This window comes from Chitinasiproducens palmae (genome assembly GCF_900095735.1).
GTDB classification, from domain to species: Bacteria; Pseudomonadota; Gammaproteobacteria; order Burkholderiales; family Burkholderiaceae; genus Chitinasiproducens; species Chitinasiproducens palmae.
This window is the reverse complement of record NZ_FNLO01000012.1, coordinates 159629-176324: the sequence shown is the minus strand read 5'-3', so window position 1 is coordinate 176324 and position 16696 is coordinate 159629. Positions and strand designations below refer to the sequence as shown.

Below are 16696 nucleotides of genomic sequence, written 5' to 3'. Positions count from 1 at the left end.
CGCTTGCCACGTGAGGAAGGACGGGAACGCGTGCGCTCAGTCCCAGGTCTCGATCACGCGGCTGTCGTCGCGCAGGCCAAGCCCGGCATCGGCTGCCTCGTGGTAACGCGCGTTGGCGATGGCCAGCAGCGGCACATCGGCGCCGCAGGCGCGGGCAGCGGCGGCAACCAGGTCGCTGTCCTTGACGAAGATATTGATCGCGCTCGTTACATTGACGTCGGTGCCTTGCAGCATGCGTGGGCCGCGGTCGGACAGCATCCACGAGCCGGCCGCGCCTTTTTCGACGAGTTCCAGGACGGCGGCGGGGTCGAGGCCGAGCGAGCGCGCCAGGCTGAGCGCTTCCGCGGCCGCCACGATATGCACGGAGCACAGATGCTGGTTGACGACCTTGATCGCCTGACCGTCGCCAAGCGCCGTGCCGACGACGCGGACGCTGCCCATCGCCTCCAGCACCGGGCGCACGGTACGGATCTCCGCATCGGCGCCGGCCGCGAAGATGACGAGCGCGCCGGTCTTCGCGCGGGCGGTGCCGCCGGTGACCGGTGCATCGACGACGCGTGCCCCCGCTGCGGCCAGCCGCTGGCCCTGTTCGCGCACGGCGTCCGGGCCAAGGGTCGACATCAGCACCCAGGTCTGGCCGTCCAGCTTGGTGCCGAGGCTGTCGACCAGCGACGCGAGTTGCTGCGGTGTCGCGACCATCGCGACGACCACGTCCGCGTCGGATGCCGCGGCAAAACTGTCGACCGCGGCCAGGCCGCTATCCTGCGCCAGTTGGCGCGCGCTGCTGGCAAGGTCGACACCGGTCACCTCATGGCCAGCTCCCTTGACCTGCAGGGCCATTGGCAGGCCGATGGCGCCGATGCCGATGAATGTCACTTTCATGTCGCGCTCCTCCTACTTGAGCCAATGCTTGATGCGCTCGACGATCGCTGCCGTCGAGATGCCATAGCGTTCGTGCAGCGTCGGCAACGCACCCGCGTCGAGGAACTGGTCGGGTAGCGCGACCTGGCGGAACTCGGGCATGACGCGGTGGCGCAGCAATGCGCTGGCCACTGCGTCGCCGAGACCACCGATCACGCTGTGATTTTCGGCGACGATCACGAGCCGGCCGTCCTTGCGGCATTGTTCGACGATGGTGGCCTCGTCCAGCGGCTTGATGGTCGGGACATGCAGCACGCCGACACTTGCGCTGCCGTCATCGAGCGCCTGCGCGGCCTCGAGCGCGCGCATGGTCATGATGCCCGACGACACGATCAGCACGTCGCGGCCATCGCGCAGCAGCTTTGCCTTGCCCAGTTCGAACGTGTAGTCGTAGTCGTCGAGCACGGCGGGCACCTTGCCGCGCAGCAGCCGCATGTACACCGGACCATCGTGCGCGGCGATCGCGGCGACGGCCTGTTCGGTGTCGAGCGCATCGCACGGGTCGACGACCGTCATGCCGGGAATCGCACGCATCAACGCCAGGTCTTCGGTGGCTTGATGGCTCGGACCATAGCCGGTCGTCAGCCCGGGCAGCGCGGCGCAGATCTTCACGTTCAGGTGCTCTTCCGCGACGATCTGATGGATGAAGTCGTAAGCGCGGCGCGTCGCAAAAACCGCGTAGGTGGTCGCGAACGGGATGAAACCTTCCTTCGCCATGCCGCCCGCGGCGCCGATCAGCAGCTGCTCGGCCATGCCCATCTGGAAATGCCGCTCGGGAAACGCCTGGCCGAAGATGTGCAGGTCGGTGTACTTCGACAGATCGGCGGTCATGCCGACGATGTTCTGACGCTTCTCCGCCTCGGCGACCAACGCGTGGCCGAAAGGGGCCGGGCGCGTCTTCTGTCCTTCCGCGGCGATCGAGGCGATCATCGCGGACGTTGTCAGGCGGGGCTTCTTGTCGATGACCGCGCTCATGCCACGTCTCCTTGTTGCGCTTGCCGGTGATTGCGGTCGAGTATCGCGATGGCCTGCTGCCATTCCTCGCTGTCGACACGGATGAAGTGATTTTTCTCGCGCGCTTCGAGGAACGGCACTCCGCTGCCCATCAGCGTGTCGAGCAGGATGACGCGTGGCTGCGCTGCCTTCAGTGCACGCGCGCGGTCGAACGCTTCGACCAACGCAGGCAGATCGTTGCCATTCACGCGCTCGACGTGCCAGCCAAACGACGTCCATTTGTCGGCCAGCGGCTCGAAGTTCAGCACGTCGTGCGACGGACCGTCAGCCTGCTGCCGGTTGATGTCGACCAATGTGATCAGGTTGCCGAGCCCGTGATGCGCGGCCGACAACGCCGCCTCCCAGGTTGCACCCTCGTCGAGTTCGCCGTCCGACATCGAGTTGTAGACGAACGCGGGGTTGCCCTTCAGCCGCAAAGCCAGCGCCATGCCGACAGCAATGGTCAGCCCCTGGCCCAGCGAACCGCCCGAAATTTCCATGCCGGGCGTGTAGGTCGCCATGCCCGACATCGGCAGACGGCTGTCATCCGAACCGTAGGTTTCGAGTTCCGCCTCGGGGATGACGCCTGCCTCGATCAATGCCGCGTAGAGCGCGATCGCGTAGTGACCGTGCGAGAGCAGAAAGCGGTCGCGGCCTTCCCACTCCGGTTCACCGGGTCGGATATTCATTGCGTGGCACCAGGCGACAGCCAGCGCGTCGGCCAAGCCAAGCGCCTGGCCGATATAGCCCTGACCCTGCACCTCGCCCATGCGAAGCGCAAAGCGGCGGATGCGATAGGCGTGGTCGGCCAGTTTCGCGAGTTGCGTCGACTTCAAGCCGACTGACGGCTCGGTCTCTGTGATTGTTGTCATGGTGGTTCCTGCTGACGACGGGAGGCCTCGCCACGCTGATCGCCTTACTTGTCTCCGGTTCAGCAATCGGGGCCTGCGAGGACGGGTGAGGGTAATGTATGCTCGTGAAAACGCCGCTGACAAAAGAAAAGTTTGCAACAGATCATGAATCCAGTTCACGAGTGCCGCCGATGAACGACTTTCGCAAGGTTCCGCTTTCGTATATCCGGGTTTACGAGGCCGCAGGCCGCCTGCTTTCGTTTGCCGATGCGGCGCGTGAACTGAGCCTTTCGCCGAGCGCGGTCAGCCACTCTGTTCGCAAGCTGGAAATTCTGCTGGGCCAGCGACTATTCCAGCGGAGCACGCGAGAAGTGCGTCTGACACGCGAGGGCGCGATGCTGATCGAGCACATTCAGCGCGGCATGGAGGAAATCGACCGGGGCCTGGCGCTGCTGACCAGTGAGGCGCGCACGCCGCTGCGCCTGCATACCGCGCCCAGCTTCGCGACCCAGTGGCTGCTGCCGCGGCTGGCCGATTTCGTCCGTGACCACCCGAGCATCGATCTGCGCTTCTCGGCCAGCACCGAGTACGCACGCTTCGATGACGACTTCGATCTCGATATCGTTTACGGCGAGCCGAAGCCGTCGCCGCACGAGCGCATTCCGCTGGCCCGCGAGGGACTTGCGCCGCTCTGTACGCCAGCGCTGGCCGAACACATTCGCAAGCCGGAGGACCTGTACCACTTGCCGCTGATCCAATGCGAGGTGCAGATGTATCAATGGAAGGGGTGGTTCGAGGCCAACCAGCTTCCGCCCCCGACGCATTACGGCTTGCGTTTCGACCGCAGTTCGATGGCGATCGCCGCGGCGGTGGACGGTCTGGGGGTGGTGCTGGAGTCGACGCTGCTATCGGAGCGCGAACTGCGGCGCGGCGAGTTGGTCCGGCCGCTGGCCGGGTCCACACGCGAGGTCGAATACGTCGGACACTACCTCGTCCATCCGCGCCGGCAGCATCGCCATGAAGCGTTCGAGACCTTCAAGGCGTGGCTTTTGCAGGCGCTGGGGAACGATCACGAGAAAGCGAGCCCGGCACTCTCCTGAGCGGACGCCGCGTCCATCGTGCGTCGCCAAGCCCTGCGCGGATGCCAGCGAGCCGGCGGCGCAGACGGCGCTGCCGATCGAGTAGGCTATCGCCTCAGCCACGAGCAACCGACGATGCGCAGATGACCGATTCAGCCGATATCCGTTTCCTCCTCGCGATCGAACAAAGCGGCAGTCTGGCCGGCGCGGCCCGTATGCTGGGCCTGACGCCTTCGGCGGTGTCGCAGCGACTGCAGCAGATGGAGCGGCGGCTGGCGACGCGACTCGTCGAACGTACTGCGCGCAAGCTGGTTTTCACCGAGGAGGGCGCCTTGCTGTGTCGGCGCGGGGCGGAACTGGTTCGCCAGTTCGATGCGCTGGTCGAGGACATCCATTTGCGCCACGGCGGCCTGGTCGGCACGTTGAAGGTCAATGCGCCGCTGGGCTTCGGCCGCCGCCATCTCGCACCGGTGATTGCGGATTTCCAGCGTGACAACCCGGAGGTCGATGTCGCGTTGACGCTGTCCGATCAACCGTTGACCGAAACGGCGGACCGCTTCGATGTGGTGGTGCACATCGGCGAATTGCGTTCTTCCAGCTTGATCGGGCACGCGATTGCACCCAATTCAAGATTCGTCTGTGCCTCGCCGGCATTCGTCAGGCGCTTTGGCAATCCGTCGTCGCCGGACGATCTGGCCGCGCTGCCGTGCATCGTACTGCGCGAGAACAATGAGGATGTGTCGCTCTGGCATTTCGGTAAAGGTCGGATCAGCCGCAGCGTCAGGGTCGCATCCAAGCTGAGTTGCAATGACGGCGACGTGATCCGCCGTTGGGCGTGCGAGGGGCGGGGCGTCATGCTGCGTTCGGAGTGGGACGTCGCGGACGACATACGGCAAGGCGCGTTGGTCCGGCTGCTGCCGACCTGGAAGAGCCCGGATGCCAACGTCATCGCGCTGACCCGCGATCGCGCGGGTTTGCCGCGCAGGACCCGCGACTTCATGCAGTTTCTGCAGATGCGTTTCAAGCCGCTGCCGCCCTGGCGTGTCTGAGCAGCGCAACGGGCATGGTTTCGCCGTGTCGCAGACGCTCGAAGCGTCGTTGTTAAGTCCAATTGAATCATTGGATCAGCCACGCTTAACCGCTAGATGCCGTCGCAAACCTATAATCGGCTTACTGTTCAAACGACGGCCGGCGAGGCCGCTGCCATGGAAACGCCGATACCTGCGCCCCGCTATCCGAAGGCCATCCTTTTCGACCTGCTGACCGGGTTGCTCGACTCCTGGACGTTGTGGAATACGTCGGCCGGGTCGGAGGCACACGGGCGGGCGTGGCGCGCCGAGTATCTGCGCCTGACGTACGGCTGCGGGGCGTACGTCGAGTACGAGGCGCTGGTCAGGCGGGCGGCGCAGCACGTTGGTCGGTCGCCGGATGCGCCGAAGGCGCTGGAGGCGAACTGGTCGCGCCTCCGTCCTTGGGAGGGCGCGCTAAGCGCGTTGCAGCACTTGCAGCCTCACTGCAGGTTGGCGGTGGTCACGAACTGTTCGAGCCGGCTCGGCAATCTGGCGGCCGCGAGCCTTCCAGTCAATTGGGACGTGGTGGTGACCGCGGAACAGGCGGGCTTCTATAAACCGCATCCGTCGCCATACCGACTCGCGCTGGACAAGCTGGGCGTCGAGCCGTGCGAAGCGGCGTTCGTGGCGGGGTCGAGCTACGACCTGTTCGGCACCGCCGTAGTCGGTCTCAAAACGTATTGGCACAACCGGGTCGGCCTGCCGAAAGTCGCGGGTGCCGACGCGCCCGCCATGGAATCCGCTAGCCTCGACGCGCTGCTGCCGTGGGCCCGCGGCTTTGGTGCCAGCCACCTCCCAAGCCGGACAACATCATGATGCTCGACTCACTGGACACGCCTGCCGCGCTCGTTGACATCGCTCGCCTGAAGCGGAACATCGATGCGATGCAGCGGCGCATGAATGCGCTGGGCGTGCGCTTCCGCCCGCATGTGAAGACTAGCAAATGTCTCGACGTGGTGCAGGCGCAGTGCCGCGCCGGCGCCCAGGGCATCACCGTTTCGACATTGAAGGAAGCGGAAGCCTTCTTCGCCGCGGGAATCACCGACATTCTCTATGCGGTCAGCGTGGTGCCCAGCAAGCTGCCGCGGGCCATGGCGCTTATCGAGAAAGGCTGTCGGCTGAAACTCGTCGTCGACAATGTCAACGCTGCGGCAGGCATCGTCGCATTCCGTCAGACTGCCGCCGAACCGCTGGAGGTCTGGATCGAGGTCGACACCGACGGCCATCGGTCTGGCATTACACCCGAGGCCGCTACCTTGCTGGAAGTCGGCCGGACCCTCGCGGCCGGTGGCGTGACGGTTGGCGGCGTGCTGACCCACGCGGGATCCAGCTACGACCTGAACACGCCCGAGGCGCTGACGGCGCTGGCCGAGCAGGAGCGCGCCGGCTGCGTGCGCGCGGCGCAGCGGCTGCGTGAAGCCGGCGTGCCGTGCGAGAACGTGAGCGTCGGATCGACGCCGACCGCGTTGATGGCGACGCATCTGGCAGGCGTCACGGAGGTCCGGGCCGGCGTTTATGCCTTTTTCGACCTGGTCATGCACAACGTCGGCGTCTGCGCGATCGACGACATCGCGCTCAGCGTACTCACGACGGTCATCGGTCATCAACCGGAGAAGGGCTGGGTGATCGTCGATGCCGGTTGGATGGCGATGAGCCGCGACCGCGGTACGGCGAAGCAGGCCCGAGATTTTGGCTATGGACTGCCGGTCTCGAGCGACGGCACGGTAATGGACGGCTATGCGCTGATCGCTGCCAACCAGGAGCACGGCATCGTCGCCAGGACGGGCGGCGTCGGCGCGGAAGCCGGTGCCGGCTCTTCGGAAGACCTGGAACGGCGTTTTCCGATCGGCAGCAAGCTGCGCATCCTGCCGAATCACGCTTGCGCCACAGGCGCGCAATTCCCCGCATACCATGCGGTGGACGCGAACGGCGAAGTCGCGACTTGGGGGCGGTTTCATGGCTGGTGACGCGCCACCGCAATTGCCCGCTCACCCGGCGGTAGCGGGCCTGTCGGGGCCGGGCGGACACTACAGCCACGTTACGGTGGCCAACGGTTTCGTGTTCATCTCGGGGCAGTTGCCGATTACCGCCGACGGCGTGCGACTTGCCGAAAGCGCTTTCCCACAGCAGGTGGCGCAAGTGCTAGGCAATTTGCAGCACGCGCTGGACGCAGCGGGCAGCGGAATCGATCGGCTGGTGCAGGTGCGCGTCTATCTCGACGACATTGCGAATTGGCCGATGTTCGACGAAATCTATGCGCGTTGGGCCGGCAGTGCGAAACCGTCCAGGGCGGTCGTGCCGACGGGGCCATTGCACTTCGGATTGAAGATCGAGATCGAAGCGGTGGCGGTGCGTTGATCGTCGGCATGTATGGACATGTAGGGGAATGTAGCGGCAGGTGGCGAGGGGGGCTCCACCTGCCGCTACATGCCAAAGTATCGAAGGTTTTCCAGAGCTGCGAGACGCGTGGCTGGCGACGCTTCACATGTGATGATCTGCGGATTGCGATCGTGCGCGATTGGCCCTCGCGCTGTCGACCGCCAAGGACCCCGCTTGCCGTGTGCGCAAGATCACGGGTGCGAGTCAGCCGTTGGCCGCCCACGTCGGGCCAGCGCACGACCATCTCGTTTCGATTCCTTACTGAATCATTACGGTCGGCGCAGCGCCATCTCAGTTCGTTTGAGCCTATCGCCGCCTTACGCTGGGAAGTCCGGCGGGACGCCAACGCTGCAATGCGTCGCGCCTGCACCGAGAGCACTGTCCACACGATGCGCCGCGCGGCACAAAGACGCCCCATTCCGGTGCAAGAAGCGCACGCTTCCAAACAATTCGTGAACGAGCAAGACGCGGGATGCAGCGTTTGCGCCACAACGTGCGCGGCAAGCCGCAATCACTTGAGACAGTGTTGCGAATCGATAATAATTCTCATTTTTCAAACTTGGCCTCACTCGCCGCGTCACGATCCGCCTTTCTTGCCGCGGCAATAATTATTAGACCTGAATGGACATGCAACCCTCGAAGATGATCAAGCGAACTCCTGTGTCGCGCGCCGTGCAGCGTTTGCTGATCGGCACTTTGGCCGCTGCCGCGCTGCCGGGTCTCGCCTATGCGCAGGCGGGCAAGGTTTCAACGGGCAGCGCGCGAGGCACGAGCGCCGACGTCCAGGCGGATACCGATGCGCTGCCGGCAGTGTCGGTTGGCGCGAGCAGTCTGCAGGACACGACGACCGCACCATACGCCGGGGGGCAAGTGGCGCGCGGCGGCAGCATCGGTATTCTGGGTACGGCGAAGGTAATCGACCAGCCTTTCAGCACCACTAATTACACGGAAGAATTCATTCAGGACACGCAGGCGCGCACGCTCGGCGACGTTGTCATCAACAACGCATCGGTTCGTACGGAGCAAAGCAGCGGCGGCTTCGGCGACGCATTCCAGATCCGGGGCTTCGACGTGTCGTCCAGCGATGTCGCGCTCAATGGCCTGTACGGCATGGTCTCGGCGGCGCGCATGCCGGTCAACCTGTTTGAGCGTATCGAGGTGCTGCAGGGCCCGGGTTCGCTGATGTACGGGATGGGGCCATCCGGCAGCATCGGCGGCGCGATCAACATCGTCACGAAGCGCGCCGACGACGTGCCGCTGACCCGCCTGACCGCCCTCTACCAATCGAAGGGGCAATTCGGTGCCGAGGTCGATGTTGGCCGTCGTTTCGGCGACCAGGGCCAATGGGGCATTCGCGTCAACGGCATGTACAAGGATGGACAGACGGGGATCGCGCACGGCAACCAGAGCCAGGGCGACGGTTCGATCGCGCTGGATTACCGCGGACAGAAGCTGCGCTGGTCGTTCGACGCGTACAACAGCTCGGACAACACCGACGAGTTCCGCTCGCAGATCGGTTTCGGTGCGGCCACTGCATTGCCAAGCGCGCCGTCGGCCTACAGCAATCTGTACCCCGGCACGAAACTGAAGCTGCGCGACACGGCCGCGATGACAAGGCTCGAATACGACTTCAATGAGTACGTGACGGTGTACGGCGCCGCCGGCGAGCACTACGGCACGTCGAAGCAGAACTTCCCGTACACCAGCGGCGTCGACAATGCGGGCAACTTCGACGTCTACAACGGTTACTACGACGCGTACAACCGGACGCGCAGTGCCGACGTCGGCGCCCGATTCCACTTCGACACCTTTGGCGTCAAGCATACGCTGGTGGCGGGCGTGACCTCGCTGAACCAGGAGCAAGGGTATTTCTATGCGCTGTCGGACACGACGGCGGCGTCGAGCATCTACAACCCGTCGCCGCTGCCGGCTGTATCGGTTGCGCGCGGTGATGCCCAGCGCAACAGCCATCTGCGGCTGTTCAGCGAGCAATTGGTCGATACGCTGTCTTTCTGGAATGGCCGGCTGCTGGTGACCGGTGGCTTCCGTCACCAGACCATCGGCTCGGACAATTACGATCCGACCTCGGGCGATCGCACGTCGAGCTATTCGAAGAGCGCGATCTCCCCGCTCGCCGGCATCGTGTTCAAGCCGGTGTCCAATGTCTCCGTGTATGGCAACTTCACGTCGGGGCTGACCGATGGCGGCAGCGCGCCGTCGTACGCGGCGAATCCGAATCAGGCTTTCGCACCGTACAAGTCGAACCAGTACGAGGCGGGCGTGAAGGCGGATTGGGGACGGGTGATGACCACCGTCTCGGTATTCCAGATCGCGCAGCCGAACTACGTGACGAACGCAGTCACCAACATCTACGGTCAGGAAGGCCAGAAGCGCGTGCGCGGCCTGGAATTGGCGGCCTACGGCAACGTCATCGATCGCGTCCGTGTGATGGCGAGCGCCACCTTCTACGACGCGAAACTGCGTGATGTCAGCGACGGCAGCGCCTATGGCGATCATGCGACGAACGTGCCGTCCTACGCGTTCAACCTGGGCGCCGAATACGATCTGCCGTGGGCGACCGGTCTAAGCCTCAACGGCCGCATCATCCACAACGGCTCGCAATACTACGATGGGGCCGCCGAGTTCCGCATCCCGTCGTGGACGCGCTATGACATCGGCGCACGTTATCGCACGCGGATCTTCGACAAGAACGTGGTGTTCCGCGCCAACGTCGAGAACCTGTTCGGCAGCCGCTACTGGCTGCAACAGGGTACGTACCTGACGACGGCGGCGCCGCGCACCGTGTTCCTGTCCGCGCAGTTCGATTTCTGAGACGAACGCGGCGCTTGAGCGGGCGAGGCTGGCTCTCGCCCGGCGGCGTTGTGTCGAGGGACGCGCGGGTGCTTCGTTCCAGCGCTCGCGTTCGGCACAGGCGCACCGCAGTCCCGGCGCGCGTTCTGGCGGCTTAGATCTGCATGCCGCCGGCCACTTCGATACGCTGCGCATTGACCCACCCGAACTCGTCGGAGAGCAGGCCCGCAATCACCGGGCCGACGTCTTCGGGCAGGCCCGCGCGACCCAGGGCCGTGTGCGAGGCGACCAACTTGTTCACCTCCGGATTGTCTCGCACGACGCCGCCGCTGAAATCCGTCGCGATTGCGCCGGGTGCCACGACGTTCACCGCGATGCGTCGGGCACCCAGTTCCAACGCCATGTAGCGCGTCAGCGCCTCGACCGCCGCCTTCATCGGGCCGTAAATCGCGCGGCCGTTCATCGCGACTCTGGCAAGCCCCGACGACACGTTGACGATGCGGCCGCCGTCGTTGATCAACGGCAGCAGCGTTTGCGTGAGCAGAAACACGCCCTTGAAATGCACGGCGAATTGCCGGTCCAGTTCTGCCGCCGTGCCGTTTTCGAGTGTGGCCGTCGAAGCGATGCCGGCGTTGTTGACCAGATAATCGAAACGATCCGCCCCTGTCTGGGCGAGGACCGCGCGGACGCTGTCTGCAAAGCGGTCGAAGGTACTCGCGTCGCCGGTATCGAGCGGGAGGGCGATCGCTGGGGCACCGGCCTGCGCGGCAAGCGCCGCTGTGTTGTCCGCTGCCGCACGGTTGGCGCGATAGGTGAAGATCGAGCGAACGCCGCGTTTTGCGAGACACAGCACGGTATTGCGCCCGATGCCGCGGCTGCCCCCGGTGACGAGTGCGATCCGGGGTGCGATCTGCGACACGGGCGCTTGCGTGTTTTCCATGGTGTTGGCTTCCCTGTGGCTGGTATGAGGTGGCATTCTGCCGACCTCGAGCCATCGCGGTGAATGGGCGAAACGCGCGGATTCTTGCCTATTCTTGCCTATTCTTGCGCGCGTTCGCTTATAGTCGGAAAGCCAGTCCACAGTGGAGCACCGTCATGGCCGAAACGTTGGCGCAGGTCCTGATGCGCTATACGCAGTCCCGCCCCGCGGTCAGCGTGATCCGAACGGTGGCCGGGGAGATCGGCATCCTGCGGTCGGATCATCCGAAGCCGCCGACGCATCTGTTCTCGAAGCCCTCGATATGTATCGTCGCGCAGGGCGCGAAGTGGGCGACCTTCGGGGAGGGACGTCTGGTCTACCGGGCAGGCGAAGCGCTGGTGGTCGGGGTCGCCACGCCCTCGGTCGGGCGCGTGGTGGAAGCCAGCCCGGACAGTCCGTGCCTGGTCCTGGCCATCGAGCTGGACCTGGCGATCATGCGCAGCTTGATCGAGGAGATGGAGGTACCACCGATGCCCAACGATGGCAGCGAACGCAGCGCGTTCGTGGTCGATATCGCGGGTCCGCTGACCGACTGCGCTATCCGCGTGGTCCGTTTGCTCGATACGCCGGATGCGCTGTCGATCCTCTTTCCGATGCTCGTGCGGGAAATCTGCTACTGGCTGTTGGCCGGGCCGGACGGCGCCAAGCTCGTTCGCATCAGTCACGCCGAAGGCGCATCGCAACGCGTGATCGCCGCCGTTCATCATGTGCGGGAACGCTTCGCTGAAACCGTGCGGCTGGAAGCACTGGCAGCCGTTGCGCGCATGAGCCCGTCCGTGTTGCATCGCCGCTTCAAGGCATTGACCGGCCAGACGCCGCTGCAATACCAGAAGCAATTGCGGCTGTTGGAAGCGCGCCGGCTCATGATTGCCGACGGCGTGAGCGTCGAGTCGGCGGCGTTCGGCGTCGGCTACGAGAGCGCGTCCCAATTCAGCCGCGAGTACTCGCGTATGTTCGGCGCATCGCCGAAGCGCGACACGCGCGGGGACGCGCTCTCCGCCGCGGTCCGCCCACCCGCCGGCGACCCGCGTTCCGCCGAGCATGGCGGGGAGCGGCGCGCCGCCTAGCCTGCGCCCTCGTTGCACCGACTGCGCGAGCCCGTTTGCTGCGTAATGCGTAATGCGTAATGCGTAATGCGTAATGCGTAATGCGTAATGCGTAATGCGTAATGCGCGGTGGTTTGGGCTGCCAGCCGGCTGCCCGGCCGCGTCCATCTCAGTCGATGCCAGGCGAATTCATGCGGGCGGTGCGGTGGGGTCGTCGTTCAGCCAGTCGCTCAGTCCCTCGCGCGCGTTGACCTCGACGAACGCCGGCCGCTGTCGCAAGCGCTTGATGTAGATTGCGAGATTCGGCCAGGAAGTCGCGGGCCGCGGCATGTGGCGCGTCCAGCGCATCAGCACCAGGGCAAGCAGGTCGGCCGTGCTCAGTTGTTCGCCAAGCAAATACTGTCGTCCATCGCTCAGGCGGTCGTCGAGCCGCTGCATGCCGGATTCGATCTGACGCCGCGCGAAATCCCTGACGGCATCGGCGCCGGCCGGGTCGCCATCCTTGTCGGCGTAGAACCAGCCGCGCATTGCCGGCAGCACGGAATTCGCCAGAAAGACCATCGTTTCGAGCCATACCGGACGCGCGGCACTGCCGGGCGCCGGCGCAAGGCCCGCTTCAGGGTGGCGTTCGGCGAGCAGCATCAGCAACGCAGCCGACTCGCCGCGCGGCACGCCGTCGACGACCAGCGTCGGCACGCGCCCCGCGGGATTGAGGCGAAGGTAATCTGCCGAACGCTGCGCGCCGGTGGCGAAGTCGATGAGCCTGGCTTCGAAGGGCACGCCCAGTTCAAGCAACATCCAGTGCACCGGCATGCTCGCGGTGCTCGGACTGTAATAGAGAAGGTAGGACATCGTGGTGTGCGCTCCGCGTTGCGTATGCGTGGCATGCAAGGGCCGTCATCGTAACAACGAATGCGGCCCAATCGTCACTTTCTCGCTTCGCCACTTCGTCACCTCATCACTGCACCGCTGCAACTTCGCGTCGCGTGCCGCTCAGGCCGTGGCTGACGTTCAACCGGCCGGCTCGTGCCCGGTGACCACGATCAGGACCTGGGCGTCCGCACCGACGCTGCGGATCCGATGTCTGACCAATCCGGGAAACTGAGCATAGTCGCCTTCGCGCAGGATCAGCGAGTGGTCCGCCAGTTCGATCTCGATTGCGCCACTCAGAACGAAGAAGATTTCGTCGCCCGGATGGAAGGCCGCTTCGCGCACGACGGCATCGGCGGTCAACCGCAACAGCAGGGCGGTCGGACCGTCGCCACCGTTGGCCCGGCTCAGCGGCGCGTATGCATAACCGCCGTCGCCGTCGCTACGGAAGTGTCGTTGCTCGGTGCGCACCGTGTGCAGCACGCTGCGGTCGGTCTGCTCGCCCAGCAGCGTCGCCACCGAGGTGTCGAGCGCTTGCGCGACGCGCATCAGTGCGGCCAATGACACGGTCTTTTCGCCCCGTTCGAAACGGGAAAGATGGCCCTTCGAGAGGCCCGCGTCGCTCGCCAACTGATCGAGCGTCAGGCCGCGCCGCAAGCGCATTGCGCGCGCCACCTCGCCGGCGGGACGTTGCGCTGTCTCGGGTGGCGCCATCTCTTCACCGCGAGTGGGCGCGGTCTGCCTGTCTGCCGACAAAAGTGGCCTCCTCATCCCGTGGTCGGGTAAATGCCTAATTTTTTTCTTTGTTGCGAGGAATTTTAAGCGATTAGACTGCGGCTGGTTGGACAACAAAGTTGTCCACTAGACGAAAGGTCGGACAAATCGGGATGACGCACGGCATCCACAACGCGGCGGCAGCCGCCACCGGAGAGAAAGCGATGAGCGACGTAGCGCGAGACGCGCCCGGCCTGGCCGCCAGTGGCGCGCCGGCCGATCGGCAGTTGGTGAGGGTAGCGGCGGCCTCGATGGCGGGGACGGCCATCGAAGCATTCGATTTTTTGGTATACGGTACGGCCGCCGCACTGGTGTTCAACAAGCTGTTCTTTCCCAGTCTCGATCCGGCGACCGGCACCCTGGCGGCGTTCAGCGCATTTGCTTCGGGCCTGCTGGCTCGACCGCTGGGTGGCGTGATCTTCGGTCACTTCGGCGACCGCATCGGGCGCAAATCGATTCTGATTCTCAGCCTCGTGCTGATGGGCGTGTGTACGACGCTGATCGGGCTGCTACCCACCTACGATTCGATCGGCATCTGGGCCGCTGTGTTGCTGGTTCTGCTCCGCATCGGACAGGGCATCTCCTTTGGCGGCGAACTGGGTGGCGCGATGCTGATGGCGGTCGAACATGCGCCGCCCCGCGCGAAATCGTTTTTTGGCAGCCTGCCGCAAGCAGGCGCGCCGATCGGCATCCTGATGGCAACAGGCGCCTTCGCGCTAGTCAACATGCTGCCGAATGCCAGCTTCCTCAGCTGGGGCTGGCGCATTCCATTCCTCGCCAGCGCGGCGTTGGTCGTGGTCGGCATCTTCATTCGGCTGAAGGTCGATGAAACACCGGATTTCGCGGCGGTCAAGGCGCAACGTCGCATTGCCGCGGTGCCCGCGCGGGACGTGCTGGCGCACCACAAGCGCCCGCTGCTGCTGGCGATCGGCGGCAAGCTGGCTGAAGTCACGCTGGTCTATACGATCGTCGTTTTCTCGATTTCCTATGCGATCGGCAACCTCGGCTTCACGCGTGGCGACGCCCTGAATGCGATCATGATCGGCTCCGCCTGCCAGATCTTCACGATTCCGCTGTTCGGCTGGATCGGCGACAAGATCGGCGCGCGGCGCCTGTACATCATCGGCACCTTGCTGATGGCCGTGATGGCCGTGCCGTTGTTCCATGCGATGGGCAGTGGCTCGCTGTCATCGTTCACCGGCGCCGCCGTGGTCGCGCTGGCGCTGAACTATCCGATTATCTTCGGCCCGCAGTCGAGCCTGTACAGCGCCCAGTTTCCGCCCGAGCTGCGCTACTCCGGAATCTCGATCGGCATCCAGGTGGCGGCCGCGCTCGGTGGTGGCCTCGCGCCCCTGATCGACGCCACGCTGGTGGCCCGGATGGGCGGCATCGGCTCGGTCGGCATCTATCTCGCCGGCCTTGGTCTGATCGGCGCATTGAGCGCATGGTTGATGAAACCCACGGAGGTGGAATGAACCGGTCCGCACGCATCCTCTACGATCATCCGCTGTCCGGAAACTGCCACAAGGTTCGCCTGCTCCTGTCGATGCTGGCCCTCGACTACCGCAGCGAGTTGGTCGATGTGCCGAATGGCGCCCACCACGCGCCGTGGTTCGGACACTTGAATGCGGCGAGGCAGATCCCCGTCTTCGACGACGCAGGTCATGTCGTATGCGACAGCCAGGCGATCCTGACCTATCTGGCGCACCGCTACGGGTCGCAGTGGTTGGGGGCGGACCCATTCGAGGCAGGCGAGGTGGCGCGCTGGCTGTCGTTCGCCGCAAACGAGATCGGCAACAGCCTGCAGCCGGCACGCGTGCACTATCTGCTTGGCGAGGCCGTCGATATTGGCGCGGCCCAGGCGAAGGGACTGCGTGCGCTGCAAGTGCTGGACGGCGCATTGGCAGGCCGATCCTGGCTGGCGGCGGCACGCCCGACGATCGCGGACCTCGCCTGTTTCCCCTACGTTGGGCTGGCGCGCGAAGGCCGCGTGCCGCTGGACGATTTTGGCAACGTGCTGCATTGGATCGCGCGCGTTGCCGCACTGGACGGATATGTGTCGATGCCCGGTCTGCCACCGGCGACTGGCCGAGCGGCAGGCGACACGATCAATGCAATGGAGAGAGATGATGCTTGACGAAGTGAAACAGGCGGTCACCGACCGCGCCGTGGCCGACATGACGAATCGCCTCGATCTCGGCAGCTGGACCGACATCGAGAAGGTTGTCTTGACGTGCCGGATGCTCGCGCTGGAAGGCCATTCCGAGACGCTTGCCGGTCAGATCAGCGTTCGCTGCGACGACGGCAGCTACCTGACCACGCCGATGGCCGTTGGCTTCGACGAAATCGAGCCGCGCCACGTGATTCGCATGGACGAATCGATGAAGGTGCTCGACGGCCCCGGCATGCCGAATCCGGCAGTCCGCTTCCACATGTGGGTCTATCGGCGCCGGCCCGATGTGCGATGCATTGTCCACACGCATCCGCCCTATGTTTCGACCTTGTCGATGACGGGCCGCCCGCTGCGCGTGGCGCACATGGACGCCACGCCGTTCGCGGACGACTGCGCGTTCCTGAAAGAATGGCCGGGACTGCCGATCGCCGACAACGAAGGCGAAATCATTTCCGGCGCGCTTGGCGATCGGCGCACGATCCTGCTGGCCAATCACGGCTTTCTCGCGGCCACCTCATCGATCGAGGAGACCGCCTACCTGTCGGTACTGATCGAGCGTGCCGCGCGCAACCAGTTGATGGCGGAGACGCTGGGTCCGGTGCAGGAGGTGGATCCCGTGCTCGCCAAGGAGTCGCACGACTTTCTGCTGCAGCCCAGCGTGGTCAAGGCGAGCTTCGCGATGTTCGCGCGGCGCACGCTGCGTCGCGCTCCGGACGCCTTGTCCGTGGCTGCAACCGCGCCACGATAGTC

General features: G+C 64.9%; 16 protein-coding genes. 10 read left to right on the top strand and 6 right to left on the bottom strand.

Annotation, left to right across the window (positions count from 1 at the left end):
• Positions 1-36: 36 nt before the first annotated feature.
• From BLU54_RS18625 to BLU54_RS18615, 3 genes are read right to left on the bottom strand one after another with little or no spacing between them, the layout of a single operon-like run.
• Complete coding sequence (locus tag BLU54_RS18625; RefSeq protein WP_091911749.1) at positions 37-882, bottom strand: NAD(P)-dependent oxidoreductase; 846 nt, start codon at positions 880-882, stop codon at positions 37-39.
• 12 nt (positions 883-894) lie between these two features.
• Entirely contained in the window at positions 895-1896 is a 1002-nt protein-coding gene (locus BLU54_RS18620; RefSeq protein WP_091911747.1) for a transketolase family protein, read from the bottom strand.
• Positions 1893-2786 (bottom strand): transketolase, encoded by an 894-nt coding sequence (locus BLU54_RS18615; protein WP_091911744.1) that lies wholly within the window; start codon positions 2784-2786, stop codon positions 1893-1895. Before BLU54_RS18615 ends, BLU54_RS18620 begins: the two co-directional genes overlap by 4 nt.
• Positions 2787-2956: 170 nt before the next feature.
• On the opposite strand from BLU54_RS18615, the gene BLU54_RS18610 reads away from it, so the two are divergent.
• From BLU54_RS18610 to BLU54_RS18585, 6 genes are all read left to right on the top strand, one after another.
• Positions 2957-3865 carry a LysR substrate-binding domain-containing protein gene (locus BLU54_RS18610; protein WP_091911742.1) on the top strand — a complete coding sequence of 303 codons (909 nt, stop codon included), beginning with the start codon at positions 2957-2959 and terminating at the stop codon, positions 3863-3865.
• Positions 3866-3987: 122 nt separating this feature from the next.
• Positions 3988-4893, top strand: a complete 906-nt coding sequence (locus BLU54_RS18605; RefSeq protein WP_091911739.1) for a LysR family transcriptional regulator — start codon at positions 3988-3990, stop codon at positions 4891-4893.
• Positions 4894-5049: 156 nt separating this feature from the next.
• Positions 5050-5730, top strand: a complete 681-nt coding sequence (locus BLU54_RS18600; RefSeq protein WP_091911737.1) for an HAD family hydrolase — start codon at positions 5050-5052, stop codon at positions 5728-5730.
• Positions 5727-6881 (top strand): DSD1 family PLP-dependent enzyme, encoded by a 1155-nt coding sequence (locus BLU54_RS18595; RefSeq protein ID WP_091911735.1) that lies wholly within the window; start codon positions 5727-5729, stop codon positions 6879-6881. Before BLU54_RS18600 ends, BLU54_RS18595 begins: the two co-directional genes overlap by 4 nt.
• Positions 6871-7272 carry a RidA family protein gene (locus tag BLU54_RS18590; protein ID WP_091911733.1) on the top strand — a complete coding sequence of 134 codons (402 nt, stop codon included), beginning with the start codon at positions 6871-6873 and terminating at the stop codon, positions 7270-7272. The genes BLU54_RS18595 and BLU54_RS18590 overlap by 11 nt, the downstream gene beginning before the upstream one ends.
• Before the next feature lie 642 nt (positions 7273-7914).
• Positions 7915-10125: a TonB-dependent receptor gene (locus BLU54_RS18585; protein ID WP_091911731.1), complete on the top strand. Its 2211-nt coding sequence runs from the start codon at positions 7915-7917 to the stop codon at positions 10123-10125.
• Between the two features lie 133 nt (positions 10126-10258).
• On the opposite strand, the gene BLU54_RS18580 is transcribed toward BLU54_RS18585, so the two are convergent.
• Positions 10259-11044, bottom strand: coding sequence for an SDR family NAD(P)-dependent oxidoreductase (locus tag BLU54_RS18580; RefSeq protein ID WP_091911729.1), 786 nt, complete (start codon positions 11042-11044; stop codon positions 10259-10261).
• A gap of 155 nt (positions 11045-11199) precedes the next feature.
• Between BLU54_RS18580 and BLU54_RS18575 the strand changes: the two genes are divergently transcribed.
• Complete coding sequence (locus tag BLU54_RS18575; RefSeq protein ID WP_091911727.1) at positions 11200-12150, top strand: AraC family transcriptional regulator; 951 nt, start codon at positions 11200-11202, stop codon at positions 12148-12150.
• A 168-nt stretch (positions 12151-12318) separates the two neighbouring features.
• On the opposite strand, the gene BLU54_RS18570 is transcribed toward BLU54_RS18575, so the two are convergent.
• Together BLU54_RS18570 and BLU54_RS18565 are read right to left on the bottom strand one after the other, a co-directional pair.
• Positions 12319-12981: a glutathione S-transferase family protein gene (locus BLU54_RS18570; RefSeq protein WP_091911814.1), complete on the bottom strand. Its 663-nt coding sequence runs from the start codon at positions 12979-12981 to the stop codon at positions 12319-12321.
• Between the two features lie 159 nt (positions 12982-13140).
• The gene (locus BLU54_RS18565) at positions 13141-13713 is read right to left on the bottom strand and encodes a helix-turn-helix domain-containing protein (RefSeq protein ID WP_170845217.1); all 573 of its coding nucleotides are present in this window, start codon (positions 13711-13713) and stop codon (positions 13141-13143) included.
• Between the two features lie 224 nt (positions 13714-13937).
• Here BLU54_RS18565 and BLU54_RS18560 point away from each other — a divergent pair, with 224 nt between their 5' ends.
• From BLU54_RS18560 to BLU54_RS18550, 3 genes are read left to right on the top strand one after another with little or no spacing between them, the layout of a single operon-like run.
• Positions 13938-15248 (top strand): MFS transporter, encoded by a 1311-nt coding sequence (locus BLU54_RS18560; RefSeq protein ID WP_211435377.1) that lies wholly within the window; start codon positions 13938-13940, stop codon positions 15246-15248.
• The gene (locus BLU54_RS18555) at positions 15245-15910 is read left to right on the top strand and encodes a glutathione S-transferase family protein (RefSeq protein ID WP_091911723.1); all 666 of its coding nucleotides are present in this window, start codon (positions 15245-15247) and stop codon (positions 15908-15910) included. The genes BLU54_RS18560 and BLU54_RS18555 overlap by 4 nt, the downstream gene beginning before the upstream one ends.
• Positions 15903-16694, top strand: a complete 792-nt coding sequence (locus tag BLU54_RS18550; RefSeq protein WP_091911810.1) for an aldolase — start codon at positions 15903-15905, stop codon at positions 16692-16694. The genes BLU54_RS18555 and BLU54_RS18550 overlap by 8 nt, the downstream gene beginning before the upstream one ends.
• The last annotated feature ends 2 nt before the right edge of the window (positions 16695-16696 follow it).

What these genes read in the sequence shown, in the direction of transcription:
- BLU54_RS18555 (WP_091911723.1), top strand. Translation starts at nt 15,245, where the DNA reads ATGAACCGGTCCGCACGCATCCTCTACGATCATCCGCTGTCCGGAAAC.
- BLU54_RS18625 (WP_091911749.1), bottom strand. Translation starts at nt 882, where the DNA reads ATGAAAGTGACATTCATCGGCATCGGCGCCATCGGCCTGCCAATGGCC.
- BLU54_RS18570 (WP_091911814.1), bottom strand. Translation starts at nt 12,981, where the DNA reads ATGTCCTACCTTCTCTATTACAGTCCGAGCACCGCGAGCATGCCGGTG.
- BLU54_RS18620 (WP_091911747.1), bottom strand. Translation starts at nt 1,896, where the DNA reads ATGAGCGCGGTCATCGACAAGAAGCCCCGCCTGACAACGTCCGCGATG.
- BLU54_RS18600 (WP_091911737.1), top strand. Translation starts at nt 5,050, where the DNA reads ATGGAAACGCCGATACCTGCGCCCCGCTATCCGAAGGCCATCCTTTTC.
- BLU54_RS18605 (WP_091911739.1), top strand. Translation starts at nt 3,988, where the DNA reads ATGACCGATTCAGCCGATATCCGTTTCCTCCTCGCGATCGAACAAAGC.
- BLU54_RS18615 (WP_091911744.1), bottom strand. Translation starts at nt 2,786, where the DNA reads ATGACAACAATCACAGAGACCGAGCCGTCAGTCGGCTTGAAGTCGACG.
- BLU54_RS18560 (WP_211435377.1), top strand. Translation starts at nt 13,938, where the DNA reads ATGAGCGACGTAGCGCGAGACGCGCCCGGCCTGGCCGCCAGTGGCGCG.
- BLU54_RS18550 (WP_091911810.1), top strand. Translation starts at nt 15,903, where the DNA reads ATGCTTGACGAAGTGAAACAGGCGGTCACCGACCGCGCCGTGGCCGAC.
- BLU54_RS18585 (WP_091911731.1), top strand. Translation starts at nt 7,915, where the DNA reads ATGGACATGCAACCCTCGAAGATGATCAAGCGAACTCCTGTGTCGCGC.
- BLU54_RS18565 (WP_170845217.1), bottom strand. Translation starts at nt 13,713, where the DNA reads ATGGCGCCACCCGAGACAGCGCAACGTCCCGCCGGCGAGGTGGCGCGC.
- BLU54_RS18610 (WP_091911742.1), top strand. Translation starts at nt 2,957, where the DNA reads ATGAACGACTTTCGCAAGGTTCCGCTTTCGTATATCCGGGTTTACGAG.
- BLU54_RS18580 (WP_091911729.1), bottom strand. Translation starts at nt 11,044, where the DNA reads ATGGAAAACACGCAAGCGCCCGTGTCGCAGATCGCACCCCGGATCGCA.
- BLU54_RS18590 (WP_091911733.1), top strand. Translation starts at nt 6,871, where the DNA reads ATGGCTGGTGACGCGCCACCGCAATTGCCCGCTCACCCGGCGGTAGCG.
- BLU54_RS18595 (WP_091911735.1), top strand. Translation starts at nt 5,727, where the DNA reads ATGATGCTCGACTCACTGGACACGCCTGCCGCGCTCGTTGACATCGCT.
- BLU54_RS18575 (WP_091911727.1), top strand. Translation starts at nt 11,200, where the DNA reads ATGGCCGAAACGTTGGCGCAGGTCCTGATGCGCTATACGCAGTCCCGC.